19 protein-coding genes and 1 pseudogene are annotated in these 22,817 nt (G+C 69.3%); 10 read left to right on the top strand and 10 right to left on the bottom strand.

All coding sequences use genetic code 11. The features are described from left to right. The first annotated feature begins 421 nt into the window (after positions 1-421). The 3 genes from ACZ592_RS02760 to ACZ592_RS02750 all read left to right on the top strand — a co-directional run bounded on the left by ACZ592_RS02760 (position 422) and on the right by ACZ592_RS02750 (position 3,660). Complete coding sequence (locus ACZ592_RS02760; protein ID WP_471579673.1) at positions 422-1,456, top strand: acetamidase/formamidase family protein; 1,035 nt, start codon at positions 422-424, stop codon at positions 1,454-1,456. A 73-nt stretch (positions 1,457-1,529) separates the two neighbouring features. Next, on the top strand, positions 1,530-2,129 hold the full coding sequence (locus tag ACZ592_RS02755; RefSeq protein WP_471579672.1) for an N-acetylmuramoyl-L-alanine amidase: 600 nt from the start codon (positions 1,530-1,532) through the stop codon (positions 2,127-2,129). A gap of 154 nt (positions 2,130-2,283) precedes the next feature. Next, a complete protein-coding gene (locus tag ACZ592_RS02750; protein ID WP_471579671.1) occupies positions 2,284-3,660 on the top strand; it encodes a GAF domain-containing protein in 1,377 nt (458 codons plus the stop codon). A 171-nt stretch (positions 3,661-3,831) separates the two neighbouring features. Here the strand turns inward: ACZ592_RS02750 and ACZ592_RS02745 are convergent, their stop codons facing one another. The 3 genes from ACZ592_RS02745 to ACZ592_RS02735 all read right to left on the bottom strand — a co-directional run bounded on the left by ACZ592_RS02745 (position 3,832) and on the right by ACZ592_RS02735 (position 7,482). Beyond that, a complete protein-coding gene (locus tag ACZ592_RS02745) occupies positions 3,832-4,734 on the bottom strand; it encodes a SigB/SigF/SigG family RNA polymerase sigma factor (RefSeq protein WP_471579670.1) in 903 nt (300 codons plus the stop codon). A 21-nt stretch (positions 4,735-4,755) separates the two neighbouring features. Then, a complete protein-coding gene (locus tag ACZ592_RS02740; protein ID WP_471579669.1) occupies positions 4,756-5,415 on the bottom strand; it encodes a VOC family protein in 660 nt (219 codons plus the stop codon). Between the two features lie 921 nt (positions 5,416-6,336). After that, positions 6,337-7,482 (bottom strand): PQQ-dependent sugar dehydrogenase, encoded by a 1,146-nt coding sequence (locus ACZ592_RS02735; RefSeq protein WP_471579668.1) that lies wholly within the window; start codon positions 7,480-7,482, stop codon positions 6,337-6,339. Positions 7,483-7,828: 346 nt separating this feature from the next. Between ACZ592_RS02735 and exaC the strand changes: the two genes are divergently transcribed. From exaC to ACZ592_RS02720, 3 genes are all read left to right on the top strand, one after another. Beyond that, positions 7,829-9,352, top strand: coding sequence for an acetaldehyde dehydrogenase ExaC (exaC, locus tag ACZ592_RS02730; protein WP_471579667.1), 1,524 nt, complete (start codon positions 7,829-7,831; stop codon positions 9,350-9,352). 44 nt (positions 9,353-9,396) lie between these two features. Then, a protein-coding gene (locus ACZ592_RS02725) for an IS5 family transposase (RefSeq protein WP_471579999.1) occupies positions 9,397-10,225 on the top strand; the annotation gives its coding sequence in 2 pieces (ribosomal slippage) (positions 9,397-9,741 and positions 9,743-10,225; 828 coding nt in all). A 135-nt stretch (positions 10,226-10,360) separates the two neighbouring features. Further along, positions 10,361-10,765 carry a hypothetical protein gene (locus tag ACZ592_RS02720; protein WP_471579666.1) on the top strand — a complete coding sequence of 135 codons (405 nt, stop codon included), beginning with the start codon at positions 10,361-10,363 and terminating at the stop codon, positions 10,763-10,765. A gap of 63 nt (positions 10,766-10,828) precedes the next feature. On the opposite strand, the gene ACZ592_RS02715 is transcribed toward ACZ592_RS02720, so the two are convergent. After that, positions 10,829-12,229, bottom strand: coding sequence for a serine/threonine-protein kinase (locus ACZ592_RS02715; RefSeq protein WP_471579665.1), 1,401 nt, complete (start codon positions 12,227-12,229; stop codon positions 10,829-10,831). 120 nt (positions 12,230-12,349) lie between these two features. Here ACZ592_RS02715 and ACZ592_RS02710 point away from each other — a divergent pair, with 120 nt between their 5' ends. From ACZ592_RS02710 to ACZ592_RS02700, 3 genes and pseudogenes are all read left to right on the top strand, one after another. Next, on the top strand, positions 12,350-12,496 hold the full coding sequence (locus tag ACZ592_RS02710; protein ID WP_471579664.1) for a hypothetical protein: 147 nt from the start codon (positions 12,350-12,352) through the stop codon (positions 12,494-12,496). 153 nt (positions 12,497-12,649) lie between these two features. Beyond that, positions 12,650-13,417: a hypothetical protein gene (locus tag ACZ592_RS02705; protein ID WP_471579663.1), complete on the top strand. Its 768-nt coding sequence runs from the start codon at positions 12,650-12,652 to the stop codon at positions 13,415-13,417. A gap of 25 nt (positions 13,418-13,442) precedes the next feature. Continuing rightward, positions 13,443-13,788: pseudogene (locus ACZ592_RS02700) on the top strand (ATP-binding protein); the annotation flags it as partial. 7 nt (positions 13,789-13,795) lie between these two features. Here the strand turns inward: ACZ592_RS02700 and ACZ592_RS02695 are convergent. From ACZ592_RS02695 to ACZ592_RS02685, 3 genes are all read right to left on the bottom strand, one after another. After that, positions 13,796-14,533, bottom strand: coding sequence for a hypothetical protein (locus ACZ592_RS02695; protein ID WP_471579662.1), 738 nt, complete (start codon positions 14,531-14,533; stop codon positions 13,796-13,798). 56 nt (positions 14,534-14,589) lie between these two features. Beyond that, positions 14,590-15,225 (bottom strand): TetR-like C-terminal domain-containing protein, encoded by a 636-nt coding sequence (locus tag ACZ592_RS02690; protein ID WP_471579661.1) that lies wholly within the window; start codon positions 15,223-15,225, stop codon positions 14,590-14,592. A 633-nt stretch (positions 15,226-15,858) separates the two neighbouring features. Beyond that, on the bottom strand, positions 15,859-16,089 hold the full coding sequence (locus tag ACZ592_RS02685) for a hypothetical protein (protein WP_471579660.1): 231 nt from the start codon (positions 16,087-16,089) through the stop codon (positions 15,859-15,861). A 234-nt stretch (positions 16,090-16,323) separates the two neighbouring features. Here ACZ592_RS02685 and ACZ592_RS02680 point away from each other — a divergent pair, with 234 nt between their 5' ends. Beyond that, positions 16,324-18,273, top strand: a complete 1,950-nt coding sequence (locus ACZ592_RS02680) for a flavin monoamine oxidase family protein (RefSeq protein WP_471579659.1) — start codon at positions 16,324-16,326, stop codon at positions 18,271-18,273. 14 nt (positions 18,274-18,287) lie between these two features. Here the strand turns inward: ACZ592_RS02680 and ACZ592_RS02675 are convergent, their stop codons facing one another. The 3 genes from ACZ592_RS02675 to ACZ592_RS02665 form a co-directional block, all read right to left on the bottom strand. Further along, positions 18,288-20,228, bottom strand: a complete 1,941-nt coding sequence (locus ACZ592_RS02675; RefSeq protein ID WP_471579658.1) for a CASTOR/POLLUX-related putative ion channel — start codon at positions 20,226-20,228, stop codon at positions 18,288-18,290. A 441-nt stretch (positions 20,229-20,669) separates the two neighbouring features. After that, complete coding sequence (locus ACZ592_RS02670) at positions 20,670-21,410, bottom strand: bestrophin-like domain (protein WP_471579657.1); 741 nt, start codon at positions 21,408-21,410, stop codon at positions 20,670-20,672. 30 nt (positions 21,411-21,440) lie between these two features. After that, positions 21,441-22,676, bottom strand: a complete 1,236-nt coding sequence (locus ACZ592_RS02665; RefSeq protein WP_471579656.1) for a hypothetical protein — start codon at positions 22,674-22,676, stop codon at positions 21,441-21,443. Positions 22,677-22,817 lie beyond the last annotated feature (141 nt).

The raw sequence follows: 22,817 nt of genomic DNA, 5'->3' as shown, positions 1-22,817 counted from the left end.
GCGATCAAGCCCCACCGTCTTTCCCCGTGACCAGGCCCCACCGCCCCGCCGGTCGCCGCGGTCGAGGCCTCAGCCTGCGCCACCACATCCCCCACTCGGGTGGCCGAGATTTCCACAATCACGCCCCTGCCCACAGATGCCGGCCGCGCCCTTCCGCCTCAACCAGCGAGCGCCGTAACGTAATTCACGCGAGGCAATGGCCGAGGCGACGGTGGTCACAGCGGCAGTGGCTGAGGCAGAACGCGGATCGGGGGTGTGCAAATGTCGAGATTCAGTCAAGGCTTACGTCCGTCCCGCGGACCGTCGAGCCCAACCACAGCGACCACACCATGCACACCTAGGGCATCAAGGACACCAGGCGGCCAGTACGGCCCACCCGGCCAGACAGAGGGCCTTCCGGCCAGAGTGGAGCACGGCACCGATGAGTGAGCCCCGGATCCTGAACGTGCGCCCCAAACCGGGTGAGTATGTCTGGACGTTCGGAGGCGCCGCACCCGTGGCGCGCATCGCGCCGGGCACGATCCTCGACCTGTTCACAGAGGACTGCTTCGCCGGCCATGTGCGCTCGGAGAAGGACCTGGTCTCCGAAGTCTGCGAGTTCCCCTTCCTGAATCCGCAGACCGGACCCTTCTACGTGGAGGGCGCGGAGCCGGGTGACACCGTCGCCGTGCACTTCGTGTCGATCGAACCGGCCCGCGACTGGGCGGCCTCCACCACGGTCCCGCTGTTCGGCGCCCTCACGTCCACGTCCGCCACGGCCTCGCTCCAGCCAGCCCTGCCCGAAACCGTGTGGATCTGGCAGCTCGACCGGGCCCGACGTACGGCACAGTTCACTGCTCGCGACGGCGACTTCACGATCGAGCTGCCCATGGACCCCATGCACGGCACGGTCGGTGTCGCGCCCGCCAATCTGGAGGTGCGCTCAGCGCTGGTGCCCGACGCACACGGCGGCAACATGGACACGCCCGAAATGCGCGCCGGGGTCACCTGCTACCTGGGCGTGAACGTCGACGGTGCGCTGTTGAGCCTGGGCGACGGACACGCTCGGCAAGGCGAGGGCGAGACATGCGGCGTGGCAGTCGAGTGCGCCATGAACACGGTGGTGATCGTCGAGCTTCTCAAGGGAGTGGCCACGCCATGGCCACGACTGGAGTCCGACACCCACATCATCTCGACCGGGTCCGCCCGTCCGCTCGAGGACGCCTTCCGAATATCCCAACTCGACCTGGTGCAATGGCTGGTGCGCGACTACGGCTTCAGCAAGCTCGACGCCTACCAGTTCGCAACGCAGACCGTCGAGTCCCCGCTCGCCAATGTCTGTGACACCAACTACACGTGCGTGGCGAAGATCCGCAAGGAGTGGCTCCCCGCGCGCGAGACACACCGTGGGCTGCACGCACAACTGCGCGAGACAGCGGCCGCCCTGCCCCGCGGACTGGACCATCCCCCCGCCTAGGACACACCCCCGCTGTTGACCTCTCAAGTGCAGCGCCACTCAGCCGTTCCCCCCACCGAGAGGCAGGCCAGACATGGACCGACCGAGACGCTTCCCCAGCAGGCGCCGGCTGCTGCAGGGTGCGGTAGCCGCCGCCGTGCCGACAGCGATCATCCCCACCACCCGCGCGACCGCTCAGGCCCGAGCCGTCGACTACCCCCTGGCCGAGTGGGTGCCGGCCAGCACCTCCAACTACACGGCCGCCAACCGCCCCAGCACCTATCCCGTCGACTATGTGGTCATCCACGTCACCCAGGAGACGTACGCGGACGCCCTCGCCATCTTCCAGAACCCGGCCAAGCAGGTCTCGGCCCACTACGTCGTGCGCTCCAAGGACGGCCACATCGCCCAGTGCGTCCGTGAGCGCAACGTCGGCTGGCACGCGGGGAACTGGGACTACAACACCCGCAGCATCGGTATCGAACACGAAGGGTGGGTCGACAAGCCCGAGTACTTCACCGACGCGATGTACGAGGAATCCGCCGCGCTGACGGCGGCCATCTGCGCGAAGTACGACATCCCCAAGGACCGTGAGCACATCATCGGCCACCACGAGGTTCCCGGCTCGGACCACACGGACCCCGGCCCGTACTGGGACTGGTCCCGCTATCTCCGCATGGTCAACTTCGCCTGAGGTCGCCGTCGGCGATTCAGCGACCCCCAGACCATCCTCCACGGCCCGGCGCCTCGCGGCGTCGGGACCCGGCCCGTACCGCGTTCTTGTCGGCTTGCGTCTCCGGGGCGACGATGGCAGCACCGCATTCACACCGCCGTCCCGGGAGGCCGAGTTGACCGATCCATGGGTGGCCCTGGAGCCGGGCTCGGACCCCGCCGAGCGGCTGAGGGTGTTGCGCCGGGCCCATGAACGGTTCACCGACGCGGGGACGATCTCCCGTCCGGTGCGTTCGGTGGTCGCCGATTCATGGCGCAGGTCGGCCAAGGCACAGGTGAGCCCGGAGAGCTACGGCGCGACGGTGGAGCTGACCGAGGGCGACCTCGGCGCCTACCGCGCGGAGCATCCGCTCGCTCGGGTGATGCCCCTGTTCCGCGAGCTGATGGGCACCTTCGCGGCGGACGGGGAGCATCTGCTCGCGGTGTGCGATGCGCAGGGCAGGCTGTTGTGGGTCGAGGGCCACGCGGCGACGCGGCGGTTGGCGGGGCGGATGAACTTCGTACCGGGCGCACGGTGGGCGGAGTCCGCCATGGGGACCAACGCGCCGGGAACGGCTGTAGCCGTGGACCGGCCGGTGCAGGTCTTCGCCACCGAGCACTTCATGCGGCGCGTCCAGCCGTGGACGTGCGCGGCGGCTCCCGTGCACGATCCGCGTACGGGGCGGCTGATCGGCGCGGTGGACATCACCGGCGGGGACGGGCTCGCGCATCCGCACAGTCTTGCGTTCGTGCAGGCCGTGGCGCGGGCCGCGGAGTCACAACTGGCCTTGCTGTCGCCGGCGGGAACCGAGGACGTCCTTGAGCTGACCGCTCTGGGCCGCGACGAGGCCTTGCTGATCGCGGGCGGACGGAAAGTGCGGCTCAGCCGTCGGCACAGTGAGATCGTCGTGCTGTTGGCCCGCCATCCGGAGGGACTGTCCGGGGACGAATTGCTCTGTGCGTTGTACGAGGACGATTCGGTGCCGCAGGTGACGTTGCGGGCCGAGATGGCGCGGCTGCGGCGGCTGCTCGGGGCGGAGCTGCTGCGGTCGCGGCCCTATCGGCTGGCGGCGCAGGTCGAGTGCGATGTCGACACGGTCGAGCGTCGCCTGGGAGCGGGGGCGGTCACGGCGGCCGCCGCGGCATACGCCGGACCGCTCCTGCCGCAGTCGCAGGCGCCCGCCCTGGCCCGGCTCCGGCGCAGGCTGGCCGATCAGCTGCGGGCGGCGCTCGTCGACCGCAACGACCCCGATCTGCTCGCGGACTGGGCACACGCTCCGTGGGGCGAGGACGACCTGGCGGTGTGGAGGGCGCTGGCCGCGTCGCGTCCGACGGCGCCCGTACTGGCCCGGCTCAGAGCGCTCGACGCCGAACAGGCCTCGTCCTCGTACGCCACCATCCCCTCCTCATCCCCCTCGTCCTCCTCACCCTTCTCGTCGCGCTCTCCCGCGCACGCCCCCTCCTCCCCACCGTCATCCTTGACCGCGCCCTCATCCCGTGCCGGGCGCACGTAAGCCTGCTCGGACTTCGCACCCGGGACAGGACCCGGAACCAGGTGCCGGGCGCTGCTGCGCGCAGCGCCGTCGTGGCCGCTCTCGCCCGCCGTCACTCCGTATCTCTCCGTACCTCTGCGTGTCCGTACCTCTGCGTGCTCCCTCCGTATCTCTGGCCCTTGTTCGTGGCCCCTATTCGCGAGCGAGCAGACCCTCGCGGAGGCGGGCCAAGGTTCGGGACAGGAGCCGGGACACGTGCATCTGTGAGATGCCCAGTGCGGCGCCGATCTCGTCCTGGGTCATTTCCTGGCCGAAGCGCATCTCGATGATGCGGCGGTCGCGTTCGTCGAGTTCCGCGAGGAGCGGCGCCAGCGAGTGGGCGTTCTCGAAGGCCTCGATGGCGGGGTCACTGCCGCCGAGGACGTCGGCGAGAGGGCGATTGTGCTTGGCCCAATCGCCCTCGGCCAAAGGGTTCGGAGCGTCCAGAGGGCGCGCCGAATACCCGTTGGCGGCCATGATTCCCTCCAGGACCTGCTCCTCGGACAGCTCCAGGTCACCGGCGAGCTCCCTGACCGTCGGTTCGCGGCCGAGTGTGGAGGCCAACCGCTCCTGGGACCTGGTCAGCGCGACCCGCAGTTCCTGCAGCCTGCGCGGTACGTGCACGGCCCAACTGGTGTCCCGGAAGTGGCGCTTGATCTCTCCGAGGATGCACGGGATCGCGTACGAGACGAACTCGAACCCGCGGTCCGTGTCGAAGCGGTCGATCGCCTTGATCAGGCCCAGGGTGCCGACCTGGACGATGTCCTCCAGCTGACCGTTGCCGCGGTTGCGGTAGCGGCCCGCCACGTAGTGGACCAGCGTGAGGTTCATTTCGATCAAGGTGTTGCGCGCGTAGTGGTAGTCGGAGGATCCCTCCTCAAGGGTCCGGATTCGGTCGAAGAAGAGCTTGGACAGCTCGCGCGCGTCCTTCGGGGCGACCTGATCGGTTTCCTCGATGCGCGGCAGCTCGACCGCTTCGTCCCACACCCGCTCCGTCGGCCCGGTGACGGCTCCGTCCGTGCCGGTCGCCCGCGGAAACATCGTCTGACTCTCCATGTTCTCGCGTCCCTGCACTGCTCAGTGGGCGACGATCGTGAAGGCGACCCCTTCGGGGTCTACCAGCACGGCTTCTCGCCTGAAACGGGTCCCTTGCGGTGGCGAGACGACCTGCCCACCCCACTGCGCCGCTGCTCCGGCTGCCGCGTCGACGTCGGCCACGCGGAAGCACGTGTGCCAGCGGTGGCGCTCTCCAGGCCCCGGAGCGGGGCCCTCCTGGAGGGTGGCGACCGTGTCCGTTCGTTCCCGCACCACGATCCGCTCGTCGTCGTACGCCACGTCGCAGCCGTCGCCATCAGCATTCGCCCAGCCGAGTGCGCCTCCGTAGAAAAGAGCCGCGGCGAAGACGTCCCGCGTGTACAGCTCGAGCCGGACGATCGGGCCGCGGCCCACTGCCCAGCGGCCGTCGGGGACCCGCTCGCGCAGACCGAACACCGCGCCCTGCGGGCCCGACACCACGGCGACCCGGCCGTCGGCACCGCCGGCCAGCGGTCCGACCGCCACGGTGGCGCCGCGTTCACGGAGCCGGCACACGGCGGAGTCCACGGCGTCGACGTAGAAGTACGGCATCCAGCCCGCGAAGGCGGCCAGGTCGCCGACGGTTCCGGTGATCGTCCCCACCGGCGCGCCGCCCTTCAGGGCCACGGAGCGCGCTCGCCCCGGCAGGCCGACCAACGGCACGTGGCACCAGCCCAGGACCTGACCGTAGAACTCTCTGGTGGCCGAGACGTCGCGTGAGGCCAGCCCCAGCCAGCAGGGTGCGCCCCACGCCTTCGTGAAGGAGTCCGGCGGCAGGCCCCCGCCGAGGCCTGGGAGCGGCCGTTCCTCTTGCGGATCACCGTGCGGATCGCGAGGCAGATCACCTTGGGGGTCGCCCTGCGGATCCCCTTGCGGGACGAGACGGAGACCACCGAGCCCCAGCCCCCACGCCCGCCGCGCGTCGCGAACCCGGAATCTCGTGCGGGGAAACGGTCCCTTGCGGGGAAACGGTCCCTCTCGCCTGACCTGCTCCCTTCGCCCCTCCTCCAGCGACCCCTTCTCCAGTCGGTCGTCGTGCGCCCCGAGGCCCCTTGGCATGGCCTGCCCTCTCGTCTTGCGGCTCCTGCGGTCCCGCGAGTCGTTCCTCACGGGGCGGCCCGCAAGCGGGACCTTCCTCACCGGCTACCGGGACCTAGGTCATCGCCTCGTCGGCCCCAAGGGCCCGGCGCCGCCAGAAACAGGGGCAGCCGGCCGAACGTCACACGGCGAGAGGACTTTGGTCACGGTAGGAAAGCACCGTGTGTCCGTCCACGGACGGGGGCTGGCACGTCCGCCATCGTCGTCGCGGGCCGGAGGAACCCACGGCCGGCCTCCTCATCGGCGCACCAGGCGCCTCTAGCCTCGACCACGGGCTGGGCGGGCGGGCAGGCAGGCAGCGGTCGTACCAGAACCCGCGCAGGTGTCCGGCCGAACCCGGCGGGCCCGGCCGGACACCTGGTCCGGTACCTCCGGTACCAGCCGCGCCGGTACCGGCTATGCGCGCTCAGTAGTCGCTACGCAGGAGTCACTACACAGGAGTCACTGCACAGAAGTCACTGCACAGGAGCAACTGCACGGGAGTCCCTACGCGGGGTCGATGCGGTAGACGCTGCCGCCGATGTCGAGCACGTACAGCTCGCCCTTGCCGCCCTGCACGAACGAGATGACCTCGCCGCCGTTGACTCCGAGGTCGCTCACGCCGGTCACCTTGCCGTCCTTCATCCGCAGGGAGCGGAGCGTGCCGTCGCAGTAGTCGCTGAACACGTACTGCCCCTTGAGGGCCGGGATCGTCTTGCCTCGGTACACGTATCCGCCGGTCACCGAGCAGCCGAGGCCGGTGCGGTCGTACTCGTGGACCGGCGGAACGTGGTTCGCGGGCTCCGTGCCTTCGCGGAAGGGGTGGGTGCCCTCCATCTGGGACCAGCCGTAGTTCTCTCCGCCCTTGCTCTTGGCCGGGACCCAGTCGATCTCCTCCCAGGCACTCTGGCCGACGTCGCCGATGAGCAGGTCGCCCGTGCCCGCGTCGAAGGAGAAGCGCCACGGGTTGCGCAGCCCGTACGCCCAGATCTCGTCCTTCGCGTTCGGGTCACCCACGAACGGGTTGTCCGCCGGGATCCCGTACGGCTTGCCGTCGTCGCCACCTCGGGGGTCGATCCGGAGCAGCTTGCCGAGCAGCGTGTCGAGGTTCTGCCCGTTGCCGTGCGGGTCGCCGCCCGAGCCGCCGTCGCCGAACGCGATGTAGAGGTAGCCGTCGCGGCCGAACTTGATGTCTCCGCCGTTGTGGTTCGCGTACGGCTGCGTCTGGGTGAGGACAGTGCGCCGCGTACCCGGCTGGATCTTGCCCTTCCGTACGGCGAACTCGTCCACGGTGCTGGTGCCTTCGAGGTTCGTGAACGAGATGTAGAGGTGTGCGTGGTTCTTGTCGAACGCGAGTCCCAGCAGGCCGCGTTCACCGTCGGTGGTCGTCTCGGCGGAGATGTCGAGGACGGGCTCGCTGAGGCCCTTGCCGCTGAGGACCCGCACGGTGCCCGCACGTTCGGCCAGCCAGACCGTGCCACCGGGCCCTGCGGCACCGGCGGTCGGATTCTTGGCGGTGGTCACCTTGGTGAGCGCGATCTTTGCCGCCTTGTGCGGGGCGGCGGGCTCGTCGGCGGACGCCGTGGTCAGGGCGAGGGAGGCGACGAGGCAGATGCTGCCGATGGTCGCCAAGCTTCTGGTGCGAACGTTCACCGTGATCCTCCTGGAGGCGGCGAAGGGGAGGTCACCCGGCTGCTGGGGCAGAGTTGGGGGCGCCCGCGCCAGCACGCAACCTGGGTGGGGGGATGGTGTGCTACTGGCCCGCATGAGGATACTGGGACTGGGATGGCTGGTATAGACCAAGGCGTTCCCCATCTCTCGCCGGGCCTCCCCGTATGGGTGGGGGTACGTGTCACGCGCCCCCACCCGTACGGGCGCACGCGTCTGCGCACGGATGTACGCACGCACCACAGCACCGCCCCCCGGTCGTGCAACGTCGGTGCAACCTCCGCGTGGCTAGCTTGGCTCGGGTCGCACCCGCCCTCCGAAGGAGGCCCCCATGACCCGCTACGCAGCCCCGAACACCGAAGGAAGCAACGTCAGTTACGACAGCAGGTACGACCACTTCATCGGCGGCGAGTACGTGGCGCCGGCCCGCGGCCAGTACTTCGAGAACCCGAGCCCGGTCAACGGCAAGCCCTTCACCGAGATCGCCCGGGGCACCGCGGAGGACGTCGAGCGCGCCCTGGACGCGGCGCACGCGGCGGCGCCCGCGTGGGGACGCACCTCCGTCACCGAACGCGCGGACGTGCTCAGGAAGATCGCCGACCGGATGGAGGCCAACCTCGAGCAGCTCGCGATCGCCGAGAGCTGGGAGAACGGCAAGCCGATCCGCGAGACGCTGGCCGCCGACATACCGCTCGCCATCGACCACTTCCGCTACTTCGCGGGGGTGATCCGCGCGCAGGAGGGCTCGCTCAGCGAGGTCGACGAGGACACCATCGCGTACCACTTCCATGAGCCGCTCGGCGTGGTCGCGCAGATCATCCCGTGGAACTTCCCCATCCTCATGGCCACTTGGAAGCTGGCTCCGGCGCTCGCCGCCGGCAACGCGGTCGTCCTCAAGCCCGCCGAGCAGACGCCCGCCTCCATCCACTACTGGATCAGCCTGGTCGCCGATCTGCTGCCAGCGGGGGTCATCAACATCGTCAACGGATTCGGCGTCGAGGCGGGCAAGCCGCTGGCCTCCAGTCCGCGCGTCGCCAAGATCGCCTTCACCGGTGAGACCACCACGGGGCGGCTGATCATGCAGTACGCCTCCGAGAACATCAAGCCGGTGACGTTGGAGCTGGGCGGCAAGTCGCCGAACATCTTCTTCGACGACGTCTGGGCGGCGAACGACGACTTCCGGGACAAGGCGCTCGAGGGCTTCACGATGTTCGCCCTCAACCAGGGCGAGGTGTGCACCTGTCCGTCGCGGGCCCTGGTGCAGCGCGGGAACTACAGCGAGTTCCTCGAAGCCGCCGTCGCGCGCACCGAGCAGATCAAGGCCGGGCATCCGCTCGACACCGACACCATGATCGGCGCGCAGGCCTCCAACGACCAGCTGGAGAAGATCCTCTCGTACTTGGACATCGGCCAGCAGGAAGGCGCGAAGGTCCTGACGGGTGGTCAGCGCATTGACTACGACGGTGAACTGGCCGGCGGCTACTACGTCCAGCCGACCATCTTCGAGGGCGACAATCGCATGCGGGTCTTCCAGGAGGAGATCTTCGGCCCGGTCGTCTCGGTAGCCTCGTTCAACGACTTCGACGACGCCATCAAGATCGCCAACGACACGCTCTACGGCCTCGGGGCCGGCGTGTGGACGCGGGACATCAACACGGCGTACCGGGCGGGGCGTTCGATCCAGGCGGGCCGTGTCTGGACGAACTGCTACCACGCGTACCCGGCCCATGCCGCGTTCGGCGGCTACAAGCAGTCCGGCATCGGACGCGAGACGCACAAGATGATGCTGGAGCACTACCAGCAGACGAAGAACGTTCTTTGTTCATACAGTCCGAAGAAACTTGGGTTCTTCTAGGCGGTGTCTTCAAATGATCACCACTCGTGGATCATGGTGTCGTGATACGTCGTCATGAACTGTCCGATGCCGGGTGGGAGTTCGTCCGGCCGTTGCTGCCCGCGTCGTTGCGGGGACGGAAACGGCTGGACGACCGCAGGGTCCTGAACGGGATCGTGTGGAATTTCCGGACCGGGACGGCCTGGCGGGCTGTGCCCGAGCGTTACGGTCCGTGGGCCACGCTGCATACGCGTTTTCGCAGGTGGGCGGCGGACGGGACGTTCGAGCGGATACTGCGGGCAGCCCAGGCGAAAGCGGACGCGGCGGGCGACATCGAGTGGCTGGTGTCCGTCGACTCCACGATCGTCCGGGCCCACCAGCATGCGGCGGGGCCCGAAAAGGGGGCTCCGCGACCCGGCCCTCGGCCGGTCCAGAGGCGGGCTGACCAGCAAGATTCACCTGGCCTGCGATGGACAGGGTCGGCCTCTCGCCTTCGTCGTCACGGGCGGCAACGCCAACGACTGCACCCGGTTCACCGCCGTGACGGAAGCGATCCGAGTGCCCAGGATCGCACCGGGACGCCCCCGCACCCGGCCCGATCACGTCCTGGGAGACAAGGGCTACAGCTCCAAGGCGATCCGCGCCTGGCTCCGCCGCCGGGGCATCCCGCACACGATTCCCGAGCGGGCCGACCAGGTCGGCCATCGGGCCCGGCGAGGCAGCCGCGGCGGCCGCCCGCCGGCCTTCGACCGCGAGGTCTGCAAGCACCGCAACGTCGTGGAACGTTGCTTCAACCGCCTGAAGCAGTGGCGCGGTATCGCCACCCGCTACGACAAAACAGCCCAGTCCTACGAAGCAGCCGTCGCTCTCGCATCACTCCTGATGTGGGCGTGACAATTGACGACAGAACCTAGGCCACCAGGGAACTCACCGGCGGCCTAGCGCTATCCCAGAACTGTGGGATGGCTGCGCGGGCGGTCCGATGCCACCCTCGTTCCGGAAACCGCAACGCACAGGAGGTACCGAGCCATGCCCCCCTCCATACTCACCGTCGGACTTGATCCCACACTGGTAGACGACGCTCCCTCGTCACGGGCGGCATTCCCCGAACTCGACGCCGAATTGATCAGCGCCGGCGTGGCCGCCGAGCGGGCCCGGCTCCAGGAGCTCGGCTTCACTGTCGACCTCTGCCTGCTCGACTACGGTCGCACGGCCGAGTCGGTCTACCGCACCGCGCTGTCCGCGAAGGACTACGACATCGTGGTGATCGGCGCCGGCATCCGGCTGGACCCAGTGCTGACCCCGCTTCTCGAGGTCTTGGTCGATGCCACGCGCGAACTGGCACCCCGCGCGAAGCTCTGTTTCAACGTGAGCCCCTCGACGACCGTCGCGGCCGTCCAGCGGTGGTGGCCCGAACGCAGGCCACTGGTCTAGCACGCCATCCGGACATACCCACCAGACCCTGGAACTCCAGAATCCCCAAAGTCCCCCGACTGCTTAGTCGAAAGGTCCGACCGTGACGTGGAGGGCCAACTTGCCGTCCTGCTTGTGGATCTGGGCGTCGAGGATGGAGGGCTCGGTGTAGCCGTCCTTGAGGTCGACGGCCAAGATGCAGCCGTATCTCTTGGTCATGCACGAGGCGTCTACGCCGGGCATCCCCACCGTTGAGACGCCCGGCACCGCCTGCAGCCATGACCCGATCACTCCTCTTTGGCCGAGGCTCGGCGCACCAGTAACGGGCCCTCCCACGTAGACGACTCGCGCCCGGCCACCGTCGACACGGGCTTTGGATTTCACGGTGAAGTCCGGCGGATGGCCCATCGCTTCAACTGCCCGGAGATTGTCCTGATACGCCCCATCCCCCCGATCGGGGATCAGTATCGCGGACGCCACCGAGACCAGCACCGCCGCCGCAGTCATCCACGCGACCCGACGGAATATCCGGCGGCGGGCCGCTACGGGCGTTGCGGCAGGCGCCGTGGGTCGACGCGCCGGATCTGCGGGCGGTATGGCGGGGGCCTGCGCGGGGGCCGTGGGCCAATGGGCCAAGGCTGCGGGCGGCGCGTTGAGAGGCGGCGGTGCGGCGGCCACCTGATCCAACTGGGCCTGTAGCTGCTGCACGGTCAGACGCCCGGCCGGTTCCTTGCGAAGCAGGCCCTCCAACGTTGGGGTGAGGGGCCCGGCCTGCACGGCAGGGGCAGGGGCCTCGGTCACGACGGCGACCAGCACGGCGCTCGGGGCCGTCCCCGCGAAAGGCGGGTGCCCTTCCACGGCGGTGTAGAGAGTGGCCCCCAGTGACCAGAGGTCGGACGCGGCGGTGGCCGGAAGGCCCCGTACCTGCTCCGGGGCCATGAACGCAGGTGTACCCATGATCATGCCGGTGGCCGTGAGGGTGGCGTCACCCTCCAGGGCCGCGATCCCGAAGTCGGTCAGGACGGCCCGCCCGTCCTCGAGCAGAATGTTGGCGGGCTTGATGTCCCGATGAGTGATTCCCCTCAGATGCGCGGCGCTCAGCGCGGCGGCCACCTGTCGCCCGATGTCGGCAACGTGCTGTGGGGACAGGGGACCCTGCCGGTGCAGCAGGTCGTCCAGTGACCCCCCGGTCACCAACTCCATGACGATCCACGGCCGCCCGTCTTCACCGGTAAGCCGGTCGTAGACGGTCACGATGCCTGGATGCTTCAGCCGCGCGGCCGCCCGCGCCTCGCGTTCCAGCCGGGCAATCCAATTGGCCCGCTCCTCAGCCCCCAGATGCTCAGGCAGGCGCAGCTCTTTCACCGCCACGTACCGGCCCAACTGCTCGTCGTAGGCACGCCAGACCGCGCCCATCCCGCCTTGACCAAGCAGGTCGGTCAACCGGTATCTAGCCGCGAGGAGTTGCCCGTGATCGTCGTCCACGGACGGAATATAGCCGGGCGGACCTCGCAGGGCGGGATACTGACCCAACCTCGTGAATCAGCCTTCGGCGTAGCTTCCTTGGTGGAGCAGCCTCACCGGCACGGACCATCGGATCCACAAGTGATTGTCGAGACCAGCCCCGTCCTACTGGTCCGCGTCGTCATCTCCGACGGTGAGTGCTGGGCCGGGTGCGCGGCCGTGTCCGAGCCCCGCTACTGCTCCGAGTACGTCGACGGAGGCCGGGACGTGCCCGGCGCACCGCGCTGACCTGCCGAATCGGCGGCCGAAGCCGAAGATCCGCCACCCGGCTGCCCATAACGTGGACGTTCTGCCCGCCTACTCCCGACCTGCGCAGCAGCCACCCCACCCTGATCGTCCAACGTGCCGTGCAGGTAAGAACTACGGGAGAGTCAAACGCACATGAGCAGGATTACGACCGTCATGCGTGGGCCGGCGCGGATCATGGCCGTCGCCGCGACCTTCTCGCTGCCGGCCGGATGCGGCGGCTCGGGCTCGGACGGGGACAAGCCGGAAGCAAGCCCCAAGGCCCCGACCCGGACACTCACCGCCGGACAGATCGCCACCGCCGCGGTCGACGGCAGCGGCGTACCGGATCACCAGGTGGGCAGCCGGTCAGCGGCCGATCGCTATGAAGAATCCGAGGTGAGCGCGGACCAGCCCGAGTGCGCAGTGCAGGCCCAGGTCGCGCTCGGCATGGCCGTGGGCGACCCGGTGTCCGTAGCGGACCGCACCGCGATGGGCAGGCCGTCCGGAGCGGAGGGCGCGGGGACGGACCTCGTCAAGACGACGGTGACCCTGGCGTCGTACAAAGGCGAGGGCAAGGCGAAGGGCGAGGAGAAAGCCCTGTTCGAACTGGGGACGGCCAGTACGGTGTGCCGGCAGGGCTTCACCATGACGGTCCGCAGCAAGAAGACCATGGTGCAGTCCCCCGCGCAGCAGCCCGATCCACGGGAGCTCGACTTCGCCGACGAATACACGTGGTTCACGCTCACCGGCCCACCCGGCATCGACTCCCTCACCCGCAAGGTGCGGGTCGTGCGCACGGGCCACACACTCGGCTTCTTCAGCCGTACGTATCCGGGCTACGCCGCGGACGCGTCGCATACGGCGATGCCCTTCCCCCTCGACGTGGCACGCGCCCAGTGGAAGAAGCTCGCCGCTCAGTAGTTCCTGTGGCAGGAACACGGCACGTCTTCCGCACAATCCCTGGGCTGCCGGAGAGGCCCAAAGACACGTCCGGGAGCAACTCGGCCCCTGGGGACTGCCCGTTCCGGAGATGACCACGGAGCTTGTGGTCAGCGAGCTGATCGGCAACGCGATTCGCCATGCGAACGGCCCCCTCAAGATGCGCCTCCTGCGTGGAACCTCCCTGATCTGCGAGGTGCACGACAGCAGTCCCACCACCCCGCGCATCCGGCGCGCGGCCTCCACCGACGAGGGCGGACGAGGTCTGCGTGGCGGCCGTGTCCCGGCGCTGGGGCACGCGCTTCCCGCCCGACGGCAAGTGCATCTGGTCCGAACAGCCGCTCCCGGTCTGACGGGGATTCACCTCCCGGCGCCGAATGCGAACTCCACCCAGTTGGAGAACTCGATGGCCAGGTGCCGGCGATGTTCGGAGAGGATGCGCGGGAGGGTCGTACGGGGAAACTCGACGCACAGGTGCGCGTGGAAGCCTCCCGGCACGTCCCGGAACTCGTGGCGCACGCCGCCGATGTGAAGGCCCCTTCCACTGATGGCGACGCCCTTCGCGTCGGCGTCAGCGGCGGGGTCGGAGTGCGTGGTGAGCGTGGAGAGGTCGGCGTAGTCGATGAGGAACCGGGTGGGCAGGGGGCTGCCGCCGGTGGTCTCGATCACTTCCTGCCGTCCGTCGGGCAGGGCCTGGATGAGGAAGTGGTCGGGATGCGCCGCGGTCATGGAGCGGGTGTAGTCCTCCCGGGAGGTGTCCTCGAACCACTGGACGAGCCCGGCCGCGCTGCCTCCAGCCACCTGGAGCTCGCACACGGACGTGGCACGCCCGCCGCGGGAGATCCGGGCGGTGGTGTTCGCCACGATCTCGGCGACGCGAAGGTCGCGCCGCAGGCGGCTCTTGATCTCGTCGGCTCCCAGTACGAGTTTGCTGTCGGCGAAGTCCGCGCGCTGCCGGGCGAGGTCCCCAGACGGCACCGGCAGGCCGATCTTCGAGGCCGCCGCGGGCAGGCGTTCGGCCTCCCACACCAGCACCTGGTCACGGCTGAACCGGCGGCCGCCGATGATCGCGTGCACGGTGGGCGATGCACTGCTCATGGTGTTGCTCCGTTCCTGTGAGGTGAGCTGAAGCGATGGTGCGTTGCCGTGCCGTATCAGTCGTCGGCCGTCGGTGACGCGGGACGGCCGGGCATCGATGCGGCCCGGATGCCCTGACGGCTGAGCGCGAGCTCGACGGAGCGGTCAACGAGGCGGTCGTCGAGCGGCCGGCCCGTGACGAGGAGCCGGAAGTACGTGGGTGCGGCGAGATCTTCGATCAGTTCATACGGGTCGGTGTCAGGGGCGAGTTCACCGCGCTCGACGGCACGGGCCACAATCGCGGCGGCGCCGGCGAACCGCGCCTCCCAGAAGGCGTCCTTGGCCGCCACCACTTCACCGTCGTCCGCCGCGAGGGACACGATGGTGAGGATCACCCGCCGGACCTCGGGTCGTTCGACGAGCGCGACGACCTGGCCGAGGAGTGCTTGCAGGTCCCCTTCGAGCGTGCCGGTATCCGGTATCGGGTTCCCAGTCCTCGCAAGCTCGGACAACGCGTCGGCGGCCAGGTGCGCCTTACTCGGCCAGCGACGGTAGACAGTGGTCTCCGCTACTTGGGCCGCGGCGGCCACACGCGCGACCGTGAGGTGCTCGTAACCTTCGTGGAGCAGCACCTCCGCGGTGGCGCGGAGGACGTTCTCACGGTTGCGGGCAGTGCGCCCGCCGGGACGACGCTGCACGGACTTCTCGGTCATAGATTCCTTCGCGCCACGGCCAATGGCCGACAGCCGAATGCCACCCCCGGGCTTCTTAGTGCAGTACTTCTTGCATTAGGGTAAGGCATGCAAGCTCACCCATCAGCAGGGCGACAGGCACGGAACTGACTCCTCCGCGCCGCGAAGCCCTTCCTGGCCGTGCAGTTGACGGCGGCGGGGGATCCGCAATTCGGCGAAGGCTCCGGTGGAGCCCATCGCCCCCTCGCACGTCACCGCCTGTCCCGGGCCGTCGCTCGACGGCCGACGATCCGCTCACCTCGCGCACACACCACGCCAGGGTGACCTGTCCCCACCCGGTGACAGCGCCACGTACGGATCCTCGACGCGGACGGAAAGCACAAGACGCCGCACCCGCACGTCGGCGGAGTGCGCGCACAGATCCTGCTGACCCGCACACGCCCCCGTACGCGTCGCTGACGGAGCACCGGTTCCCGCTCCCCCGCACGCGTCTCACACGCGTCTCACACCCGTCTCACCAGCAGCGTTGACGCCCCTGGACCACAGAGACCGACCTACGCATACGCATCCAAACTGGACCAGCTAGACCCCACGAGACGCCTTCGCCAACTTGTGTCATGTCGTACCGCAGGACTCGCACGCCAACACCACAGATCACGGACCAAGATCCGGACCAGGTGCGGACCAAGTCGGCTCAGCAGCAGACTCTTCCACCCATTGCCGCAGCTCAGAGGCGACGGTGAGCGTGTACCACCAGCAGACGAAGAACCTCCTGGTGTCGTACTCGGCGAAGAAGCTCGGCTTCTTCTGGAGGCTGACGCGGGCCCGCTCCAGCATGGGCCGCTCGATCAGGCGGTTGGCCTGCTCCCTGATGCCGTCCAGCAACCCTCCTGCTCGTCGAGCGGGTCGCGGTCGCGGTCGCGGCGCTGCCACAGTCCGCCGATGCCCTGACGATTTCAGAAGGGTGACGCAAGTGGGCGCAGCCCTGGAGAGTGGTGGACAGCGGTCACGACCGCGGAGAGTGGTGGACAGCGGCCACGACCGCCGGTCGGGTGATCCGAGTACCCGACTTCTGTGTGCCGTCTCAAGGGCGTTCTGCCCAGGGGCTACACCGGATGGATGCCCACACCTCGCCCTTCGCGTCGCACCTTCACGAAAACCGTCGCCGGTCTGGCCGCGGTCGGCGTACCGGCCGCGGCGTCGTCTCCCAGCCACGCCGCTGACACGAGCGGCAGTGCTCCCGCCGCCGCATCTCCAGCATCCGTGGACGCCGCTGCGGACGTGGCACGAGCCTTGCTGGTCCTGGACAGAAACGATCAGCCGCTCACCCCTGGCTACAAGAAGATCCTGCTGGGCGGCGGGCTGCCACGCGCCGGTCGGGGTCCCAAGAAGGTGTTGGTCGTCGGGGCGGGAGCGGCAGGGCTCACCGCGGCACACCTGCTCAACGAGGCCGGTCACGAGGTCACCGTGATCGAAGCGAACGGCAACCGGGCCGGTGGCCGCATCAAGACCTTCCGGACCGGGGGTCACGAGAAGGCCGAGCAGCCCTTCGCCGACCCGAAGCAGTACGCGGAAGCCGGTGCGATGCGCATCCCGGACGTCCACCCCCTGGTGACCGGCCTCATCGATCAACTCGGTCTGCAGCGGCGCCGCTTCCACCTGACGGATGTGGGCCGCGATTCCACGGGAGCCGGCCGGACCTGGCTGTATGTGAACGGCCTGCGGGTACGGCGTGCCGACTACGCGAAGAATCCCAAGGCGGTCAACCGGTCCTTCGGCGTCCCCCAGCACCTGTGGGACGTGCCCGCGTCCCACATCGTCGACTCGGCCCTCGACCCGGTCCGCGACGAGTTCTCCGTCGTGGGGCCGGACGGCCGGCGTGTCGACAAACCCCTGGCCGAGCTCCTGGCGGGCTGGACTCGTGTGGTGGAGCAGTTCGGCGAGTGGTCGATGTACCGGTTCCTGTCCGAGCACGCGGGTCTGGACCCCCGCACGATCGAGCTGGTGGGCACCCTGGAGAACCTCACCTCCCGGCTGCCGCTCTCCTTCCTGCACAGCTTCGTCGACGCCTCGCTCATTCATCCCCAGACGCGCTTCTTCGAGATCGAGGGGGGAACCGCCCGCCTGGCCGACGCCTTGCTGGCGCGGGTGCGGCACTTGGTCCGCTTCAACTGCCGGGCAACCCGCATCGCGCACGGCGCGGAGGCTCCGGCCGGCAAGGGAGTGTGGGTCGACACCGTCACCGAATCCGGCGACGGCCCCGTGCAGCACGAGGAGTTCACCGCCGACGTCGCGATCCTCACCGTGCCCTTCTCGGGGATGCGTCAGCTGCCCGTCTCTCCCTCGCTCTCCTACGGCAAGCGACGGGCCATCATCGAGATGCACTACGACGCCGCCACCAAGGTCCTCCTGGAGTTCTCCCGGCGCTGGTGGGAGTGGACCGAAGCGGAGTGGAAGCGCGAACTGGAGGCGTTCCGGCCCGGCCTGTACGCCGCTTACCGCGACGGCAAGGCACCCACCGACGGCTCCCTGCTGGGCGCCCACCCCTCAGTGCCCGGGGGATGGCTGAAGGACACGCAACGCGTGCAGTACGCCGCACGCCGATCCACCCTGCGCGACCAGCCCGAGGCGACGGCGACCGTGGGCGGCGGCTCCCTCTCGGACAACTCCAACCGCTTCATGTTCCATCCCTCCCACCCGGTCCCGGGAAGCGAGGGCGGCGTCATCCTCGCGTCCTACAGCTGGTCCGACGACGCCCTGCGCTGGGACTGCCTGGACGACGACGCCCGCTACCCGCACGCACTGCGCGGCCTGCAGGACGTGTACGGCCAGCGGGTCGAAGTGTTCTACACCGGTGCCGGACGCACCCAGAGCTGGGTACGGGATCCTTACGCGTACGGCGAGGCCTCCGTGCTCCTGCCCGGCCAGCACAAGGCGCTCCTGCCGCACCTGACCAACCCCGAGGGCCCTCTGCACTTCGCCGGGGACCACACCTCGCTCAAACCCGCCTGGATCGAGGGCGCGATCGAGTCCGCCGTGCGCACCGCCCTCGAGGTGCACCGCGCCTGAGCCCCGGCCCGTCGTCATCCTCGTGACGGGCCGCCCGCGTCGCAGCGCCGCCCGTCGAGGACGATCACCTTGTCACCGCCCGTCAGGGACAGCAGTGTCGCCTTGTCCGGGTTGACGACGATGCCGTAGTCCGGCCTGCGCTGGGCGTGGCGGGCGAGGCGGTAGCCGATGGCTATCTGGTCCCGGCGCAGGGCGGCTTCGACCACCGTGTAGAAGGCGACGGTGGCCTGCGGCTGTACGTACTCCTGGGCGGGCCGGAGCCTGATCTGACATCCCTCGGGATCGAAGAGTTCCTGGAAGAGCCGGTTCAGCTCGGGGTTCTCCGAGGTCTGGGCCATCCGCAGGCTGAGCAGGTTGTCGCTCAGGATGAAGTCGTCGGCGTGCGCGGCCTGGGCCAGTGTGCGGTTCCGGTCGTCGGCCATCTCGGTCACCACCGAGAAGCCGTGACCGTGCTGAACGGCCAGGTCGCGCAGGTGCAGCAGGGTCATGAGCGTGCGCGAATCCGTCGCGGACTTGTCGGCCCCTCCACCGTCGCCGACCACCATCACGTGCTGATAGGCAGCGAGGTCCACGTCTTCCAGGACGACACGGTTGGCGGGGTCGGCCGCGACAACACCCAGTTCCAGCTGCGGGATCCTGGCACGGAGCTCCTCCACCCGGTCGTGCAGGCCGGGGACGTCGGCGACGATGTCGAGCCGGGAGCCCTCGGGCGCCAGTTTCGCCAACTGGTTCACGGCCTCAGGCGTCCGGGTGTTCCAGCCCAGCAGCAGCACGCGCTCAGGGCGTGGATCCGACGCCTCGTCGGTGACGATCGCCTCGAAGGTGATGGTGGGTACCTCGTCGGTGGGGACGACGGTGTCGTCGTCCTGGGAGATGGCGACGATCTGGTCGGTGGCCAGGATGCCGGTGCCGGACGGGGGGTTGAGCAGGATCTGTCCGTCCAGGCGGCGCAGTCCGATCACGGTGGAGGTGCGGAAGGCGTACAGGGCCTCGCCGAACGTCTGCCCGGCCAGCTGGGGTTGCGCGGACATGTAGATCTCGTCGCCGTCGAACTCCAGGAGTCCCGTGTAGACGATGGACAGTCCGGACTGGAGGCTGGTCTGGACGAGCAGGCGGGCGATGAAGCACTGGGCGCTGACGACGTGGGTGTGCGCACCGCCGGCGATCAGGGCCGCCGGAAGATTGTGGTCGTCCGCGATGCTGGTCACCACGTGCGGCACCGGCCGCCCCTCGTGACCCGCCTCCGCGAGGGCTCCGCTGGTCACCGCGAGCAGGGACTTGATGACGGAGATGTCCGCGTCCTTCTGTTCCGGGGGCAGGACGAGGATCGACCGTGCCTTCCTGGGGCTGACCAGGCCGATGTCGGAGATGCGTGTCGGGTCGCCGGTACGGCAGACCACCCGCGTCCGTGCGGTGTCACCCACCCGTTCGCGTATCGCGTCCTCCATCTGCACCTTGTCCTTGGGGGCGAGCACGGTCACGCAGGCGTACTTCTGATTCCGGTTGGCCTCGACGAGCTCCGAGATGATCATGTGGACCTGCTCGGACCAGCCGAGGATGACGGTGTGGTCGCTCTCGACCACCACGGAGCGTCCCTTGCGCAGCTTGGAGAGCTTGCGCTGGATGCCGGCTCCGAGGACCGCGATGAGGGTGCTGAGCAGCAGGATTCCGATGATGGTGATGACCGTCGAGACGATCCGGTAGGCGACGCCGACGGGGGGATCCGAAGGGACGTAGTCGCGTTGCAACATGCCGGGAGGGTTGAGGACTCGCAGGGTGCTGCGCCACAGGACGGAGGCGCCGCCCTCCTTCCGTACGAGGTCGGGCGCGAGCACAAGGAGCGTGAGGGCGTTGAGGAGGGCGAGGGCCAGCATGGCGGCCGCGATGACGCCGATCATCGCGGGTGTTCCGCGCGCCATGGCGTTGTCGAACCGGTAACGAAGACGTCGCAGCATGGGCCACCTCCTGGGATACGGGGCACGTCGCGTGCCGGAACCGGGCGCCGTGCGGGCGGCTGGTCAGCCCTTCACGGCGCAGCTGACCGTCAGGGCCGTACGCTCCGGGCCTGACGGGGCCCTTGAGTGAGAGGGGAGGAGGGAGGGGACGTGTGGCTCCGAGGAGGGCACGTGGGTGCCTTCCACTGCCCCGGCCTCGACGAATACAGCTGCGGTGGCACCGAAGGGGACGATGAAGTCGTATCCGCCTCGGCGGTCCCACCCGTCGACGATCTCCTCACGCCGCTGCTCCGTCATAGGAGGTCATAGGAGAATCTCCTTTCTCCACCCGCACGGGCGTTGGTCGGTCGACGGTCCCTACTCTGCATTCACCTCGGCCCGTCCGCATGGTGACCGGGAGCCGGGCCATCACCCCGGTCGCAGAGAGCTTGGAGCAGCGAGTCAGAAGTGGCGGACGAACGGGGACGGATCGACGGCGAGCAGGCCACCGAAGGGGCTGTCCAGCTGGTAGATGAGCAGCGCCGTGAAGGCGATGAGGCCGGACAGCCCCATCGCCATCACGACGTGGGTGAAGCTGCGGCGGACACCGAACAGGAACATGAAGGAAATGGTGAGGACACCGCCGACGAGCAGGCCGAACCAGATCACCGGCGAAAGCCGCTCCCCCGCGTCGGACTCGCGGCCGCGTCTGGCCTCGTCCAAGGTGCTGAGCTGCGCCAGCGTCTCCTGTCCCGTGACCTGCTGGGCGGGCGTGGCGTGGTCGGGCAGCTGTGCCGACACGCGCACCTGCTCCAGCAGCCGCCAGCCCCGCGGATCCGGTGTCGCGTCTTCGACCATGGCCGGCCATTCGACGTCCGCGACGTGATGGACGTACTCCTCGACCTCCTGGCGCACTCGGTCGGTCTGCGGGGCGGGCAGACCCGCGGCCAGGAGGTGGATCTGGTGCGCCGCGCTGGCCTCCGCCGCGACGTGGTCCTCCGCACCGGAATGCGTGTCCCACACCGTGACCAGGGCCAGACCGAGGACGAGGGCGTACAGGACGCCGACCATCATCGAGATGTACTCGGCCACGTCTTCACGGGGCTCGTCCTCCGGCCCCATCGGACGGAAGCGGTGCTTGATGAGGACGACCATGGCGGCGAGCAGCGCGACACCAAGGACGATGGCAATGCTTTCGATCATCGGGAGCCCCGTCGTGGGTCGGTGGCATGATCAGCGTCTGCGCGAGCCGAGCAGGGCGGCCGCGAGAGCCGCGGGCAGCAGGATGAGGAAAAGAGCCGCACCCACACCGAGCCCGGTGGGGGTGTGGTCCGCGCGGACGAACCGGCTGAGCAGCGACTGCGGGCGCCGTTCGGCCGTCTTCGGCGGCTGCGGCTTCGGCTTCGGCGGCTGCGGTTTCGCCGGGCGCGGGTCCACCGGTGGGGGCGGTGCGACGGCGTTGGGCTGAGCCGCCGCTTCGCCGGGAACGGGGATGCCTGGTGCGGCAATGCCGGGCGGGGGCGGTGGTGGGGGTGGCGGGACCACTGGCGGCACGGCCTGAGGCAGGGCATCGGGAGGGGCGGTCTCGCGGGGTGGCCGGTCCGGCGGATGGGGGGTGCGGCCCGGCGGTCTCCGTTGTGGAGGGGTCCGGGCCGCCCGGCCCGGCAGCTCAAAGCGCGCCGACGCGTGTGCCGTCAGCCGGGGAGGCGGCAGCCACCCTCCCACGGAGTCGATGGTGCGCAGCCGATCGGTGCCCTCGACGCGGACTTGGCTGCGGTACGTGCCGGGAGGGCGCCGCACCTCGGCGGTACACGTCGCCGTCCCCAGCGGGGCGAGCGGTGGCACCTCGGAGCGGCCACCCCCGCAGTCAGTGCGGTCACGGCGCAGCAGCGGGTCCGTCAGACGGGCACCCCACACGGAGCGGTTTCCGGTGTTGGTGACGCTGTAGCGGATCCGCGCCCGGTCGGGTCCCGTGACCCGCACCTCCTCCCGCAGGGCCAGCGCGGCACCGACCCCGGCGTACCCGGCGTGCGCCGTCGCCACGACCCTGGCCCGCAGGTACGGCTGCCATCCGATGGCCCGCACCGCGCCGGCACGGGCTCCGGGCCGGGCGATCCCTGTCGCCGTGCACCGCACCGTACGCAGGCCCGTCAGCAGGGGAACCCTGTCGCGGCCGCCGGGACAGCGGACGCGGGCCCCCGCCATGCCGGGGTCCTGGATACGCAGGTCGTGCAGGTCGGCGCTACCGCGGTTGACCAGGCGGTACGACGCCAGCACCGGCGTCCCCGTACGGATGCCCGGATGCTGCGCCCCCAGCCCCGGACGGTTGTTGACCGTCACCGTGAGTGCGAGTCCGTCCGATGAGGGGCCGTCGGCGGCCGAGGGCCCGGTCGCCGACCAGCAGGCCGCTCCCAACAGGAGACTCGTCAACAGCCATCGCGTCGCCTTCCCCTTGCGCGGACCGATCATCACACCAGGATGCTGGTCGCGGGACGCACGGCCGGCCACCGCGACCGCGCACACCGTGCGATACACCCGAACGGCCCTCGCGCTCCTGCCGTCGGATGGTGTGCCGGTTGTACTGAGAGGGGCGGCGCCACCGAGCGGACC

Source organism: Streptomyces sp. NPDC040622, from assembly GCF_055593965.1.
Note: the sequence above shows the minus strand (reverse complement) of the source record. Positions and strands in the feature narration are given on the sequence as shown.

What these genes read in the sequence shown, in the direction of transcription:
- ACZ592_RS02690 (WP_471579661.1), bottom strand. Translation starts at nt 15,225, where the DNA reads ATGACCGAGAAGTCCGTGCAGCGTCGTCCCGGCGGGCGCACTGCCCGC.
- ACZ592_RS02675 (WP_471579658.1), bottom strand. Translation starts at nt 20,228, where the DNA reads ATGCTGCGACGTCTTCGTTACCGGTTCGACAACGCCATGGCGCGCGGA.
- ACZ592_RS02760 (WP_471579673.1), top strand. Translation starts at nt 422, where the DNA reads ATGAGTGAGCCCCGGATCCTGAACGTGCGCCCCAAACCGGGTGAGTAT.
- ACZ592_RS02755 (WP_471579672.1), top strand. Translation starts at nt 1,530, where the DNA reads ATGGACCGACCGAGACGCTTCCCCAGCAGGCGCCGGCTGCTGCAGGGT.
- exaC (WP_471579667.1), top strand. Translation starts at nt 7,829, where the DNA reads ATGACCCGCTACGCAGCCCCGAACACCGAAGGAAGCAACGTCAGTTAC.
- ACZ592_RS02695 (WP_471579662.1), bottom strand. Translation starts at nt 14,533, where the DNA reads ATGAGCAGTGCATCGCCCACCGTGCACGCGATCATCGGCGGCCGCCGG.
- ACZ592_RS02745 (WP_471579670.1), bottom strand. Translation starts at nt 4,734, where the DNA reads ATGGAGAGTCAGACGATGTTTCCGCGGGCGACCGGCACGGACGGAGCC.
- ACZ592_RS02720 (WP_471579666.1), top strand. Translation starts at nt 10,361, where the DNA reads ATGCCCCCCTCCATACTCACCGTCGGACTTGATCCCACACTGGTAGAC.
- ACZ592_RS02665 (WP_471579656.1), bottom strand. Translation starts at nt 22,676, where the DNA reads ATGATCGGTCCGCGCAAGGGGAAGGCGACGCGATGGCTGTTGACGAGT.
- ACZ592_RS02670 (WP_471579657.1), bottom strand. Translation starts at nt 21,410, where the DNA reads ATGATCGAAAGCATTGCCATCGTCCTTGGTGTCGCGCTGCTCGCCGCC.
- ACZ592_RS02680 (WP_471579659.1), top strand. Translation starts at nt 16,324, where the DNA reads ATGCCCACACCTCGCCCTTCGCGTCGCACCTTCACGAAAACCGTCGCC.
- ACZ592_RS02705 (WP_471579663.1), top strand. Translation starts at nt 12,650, where the DNA reads ATGAGCAGGATTACGACCGTCATGCGTGGGCCGGCGCGGATCATGGCC.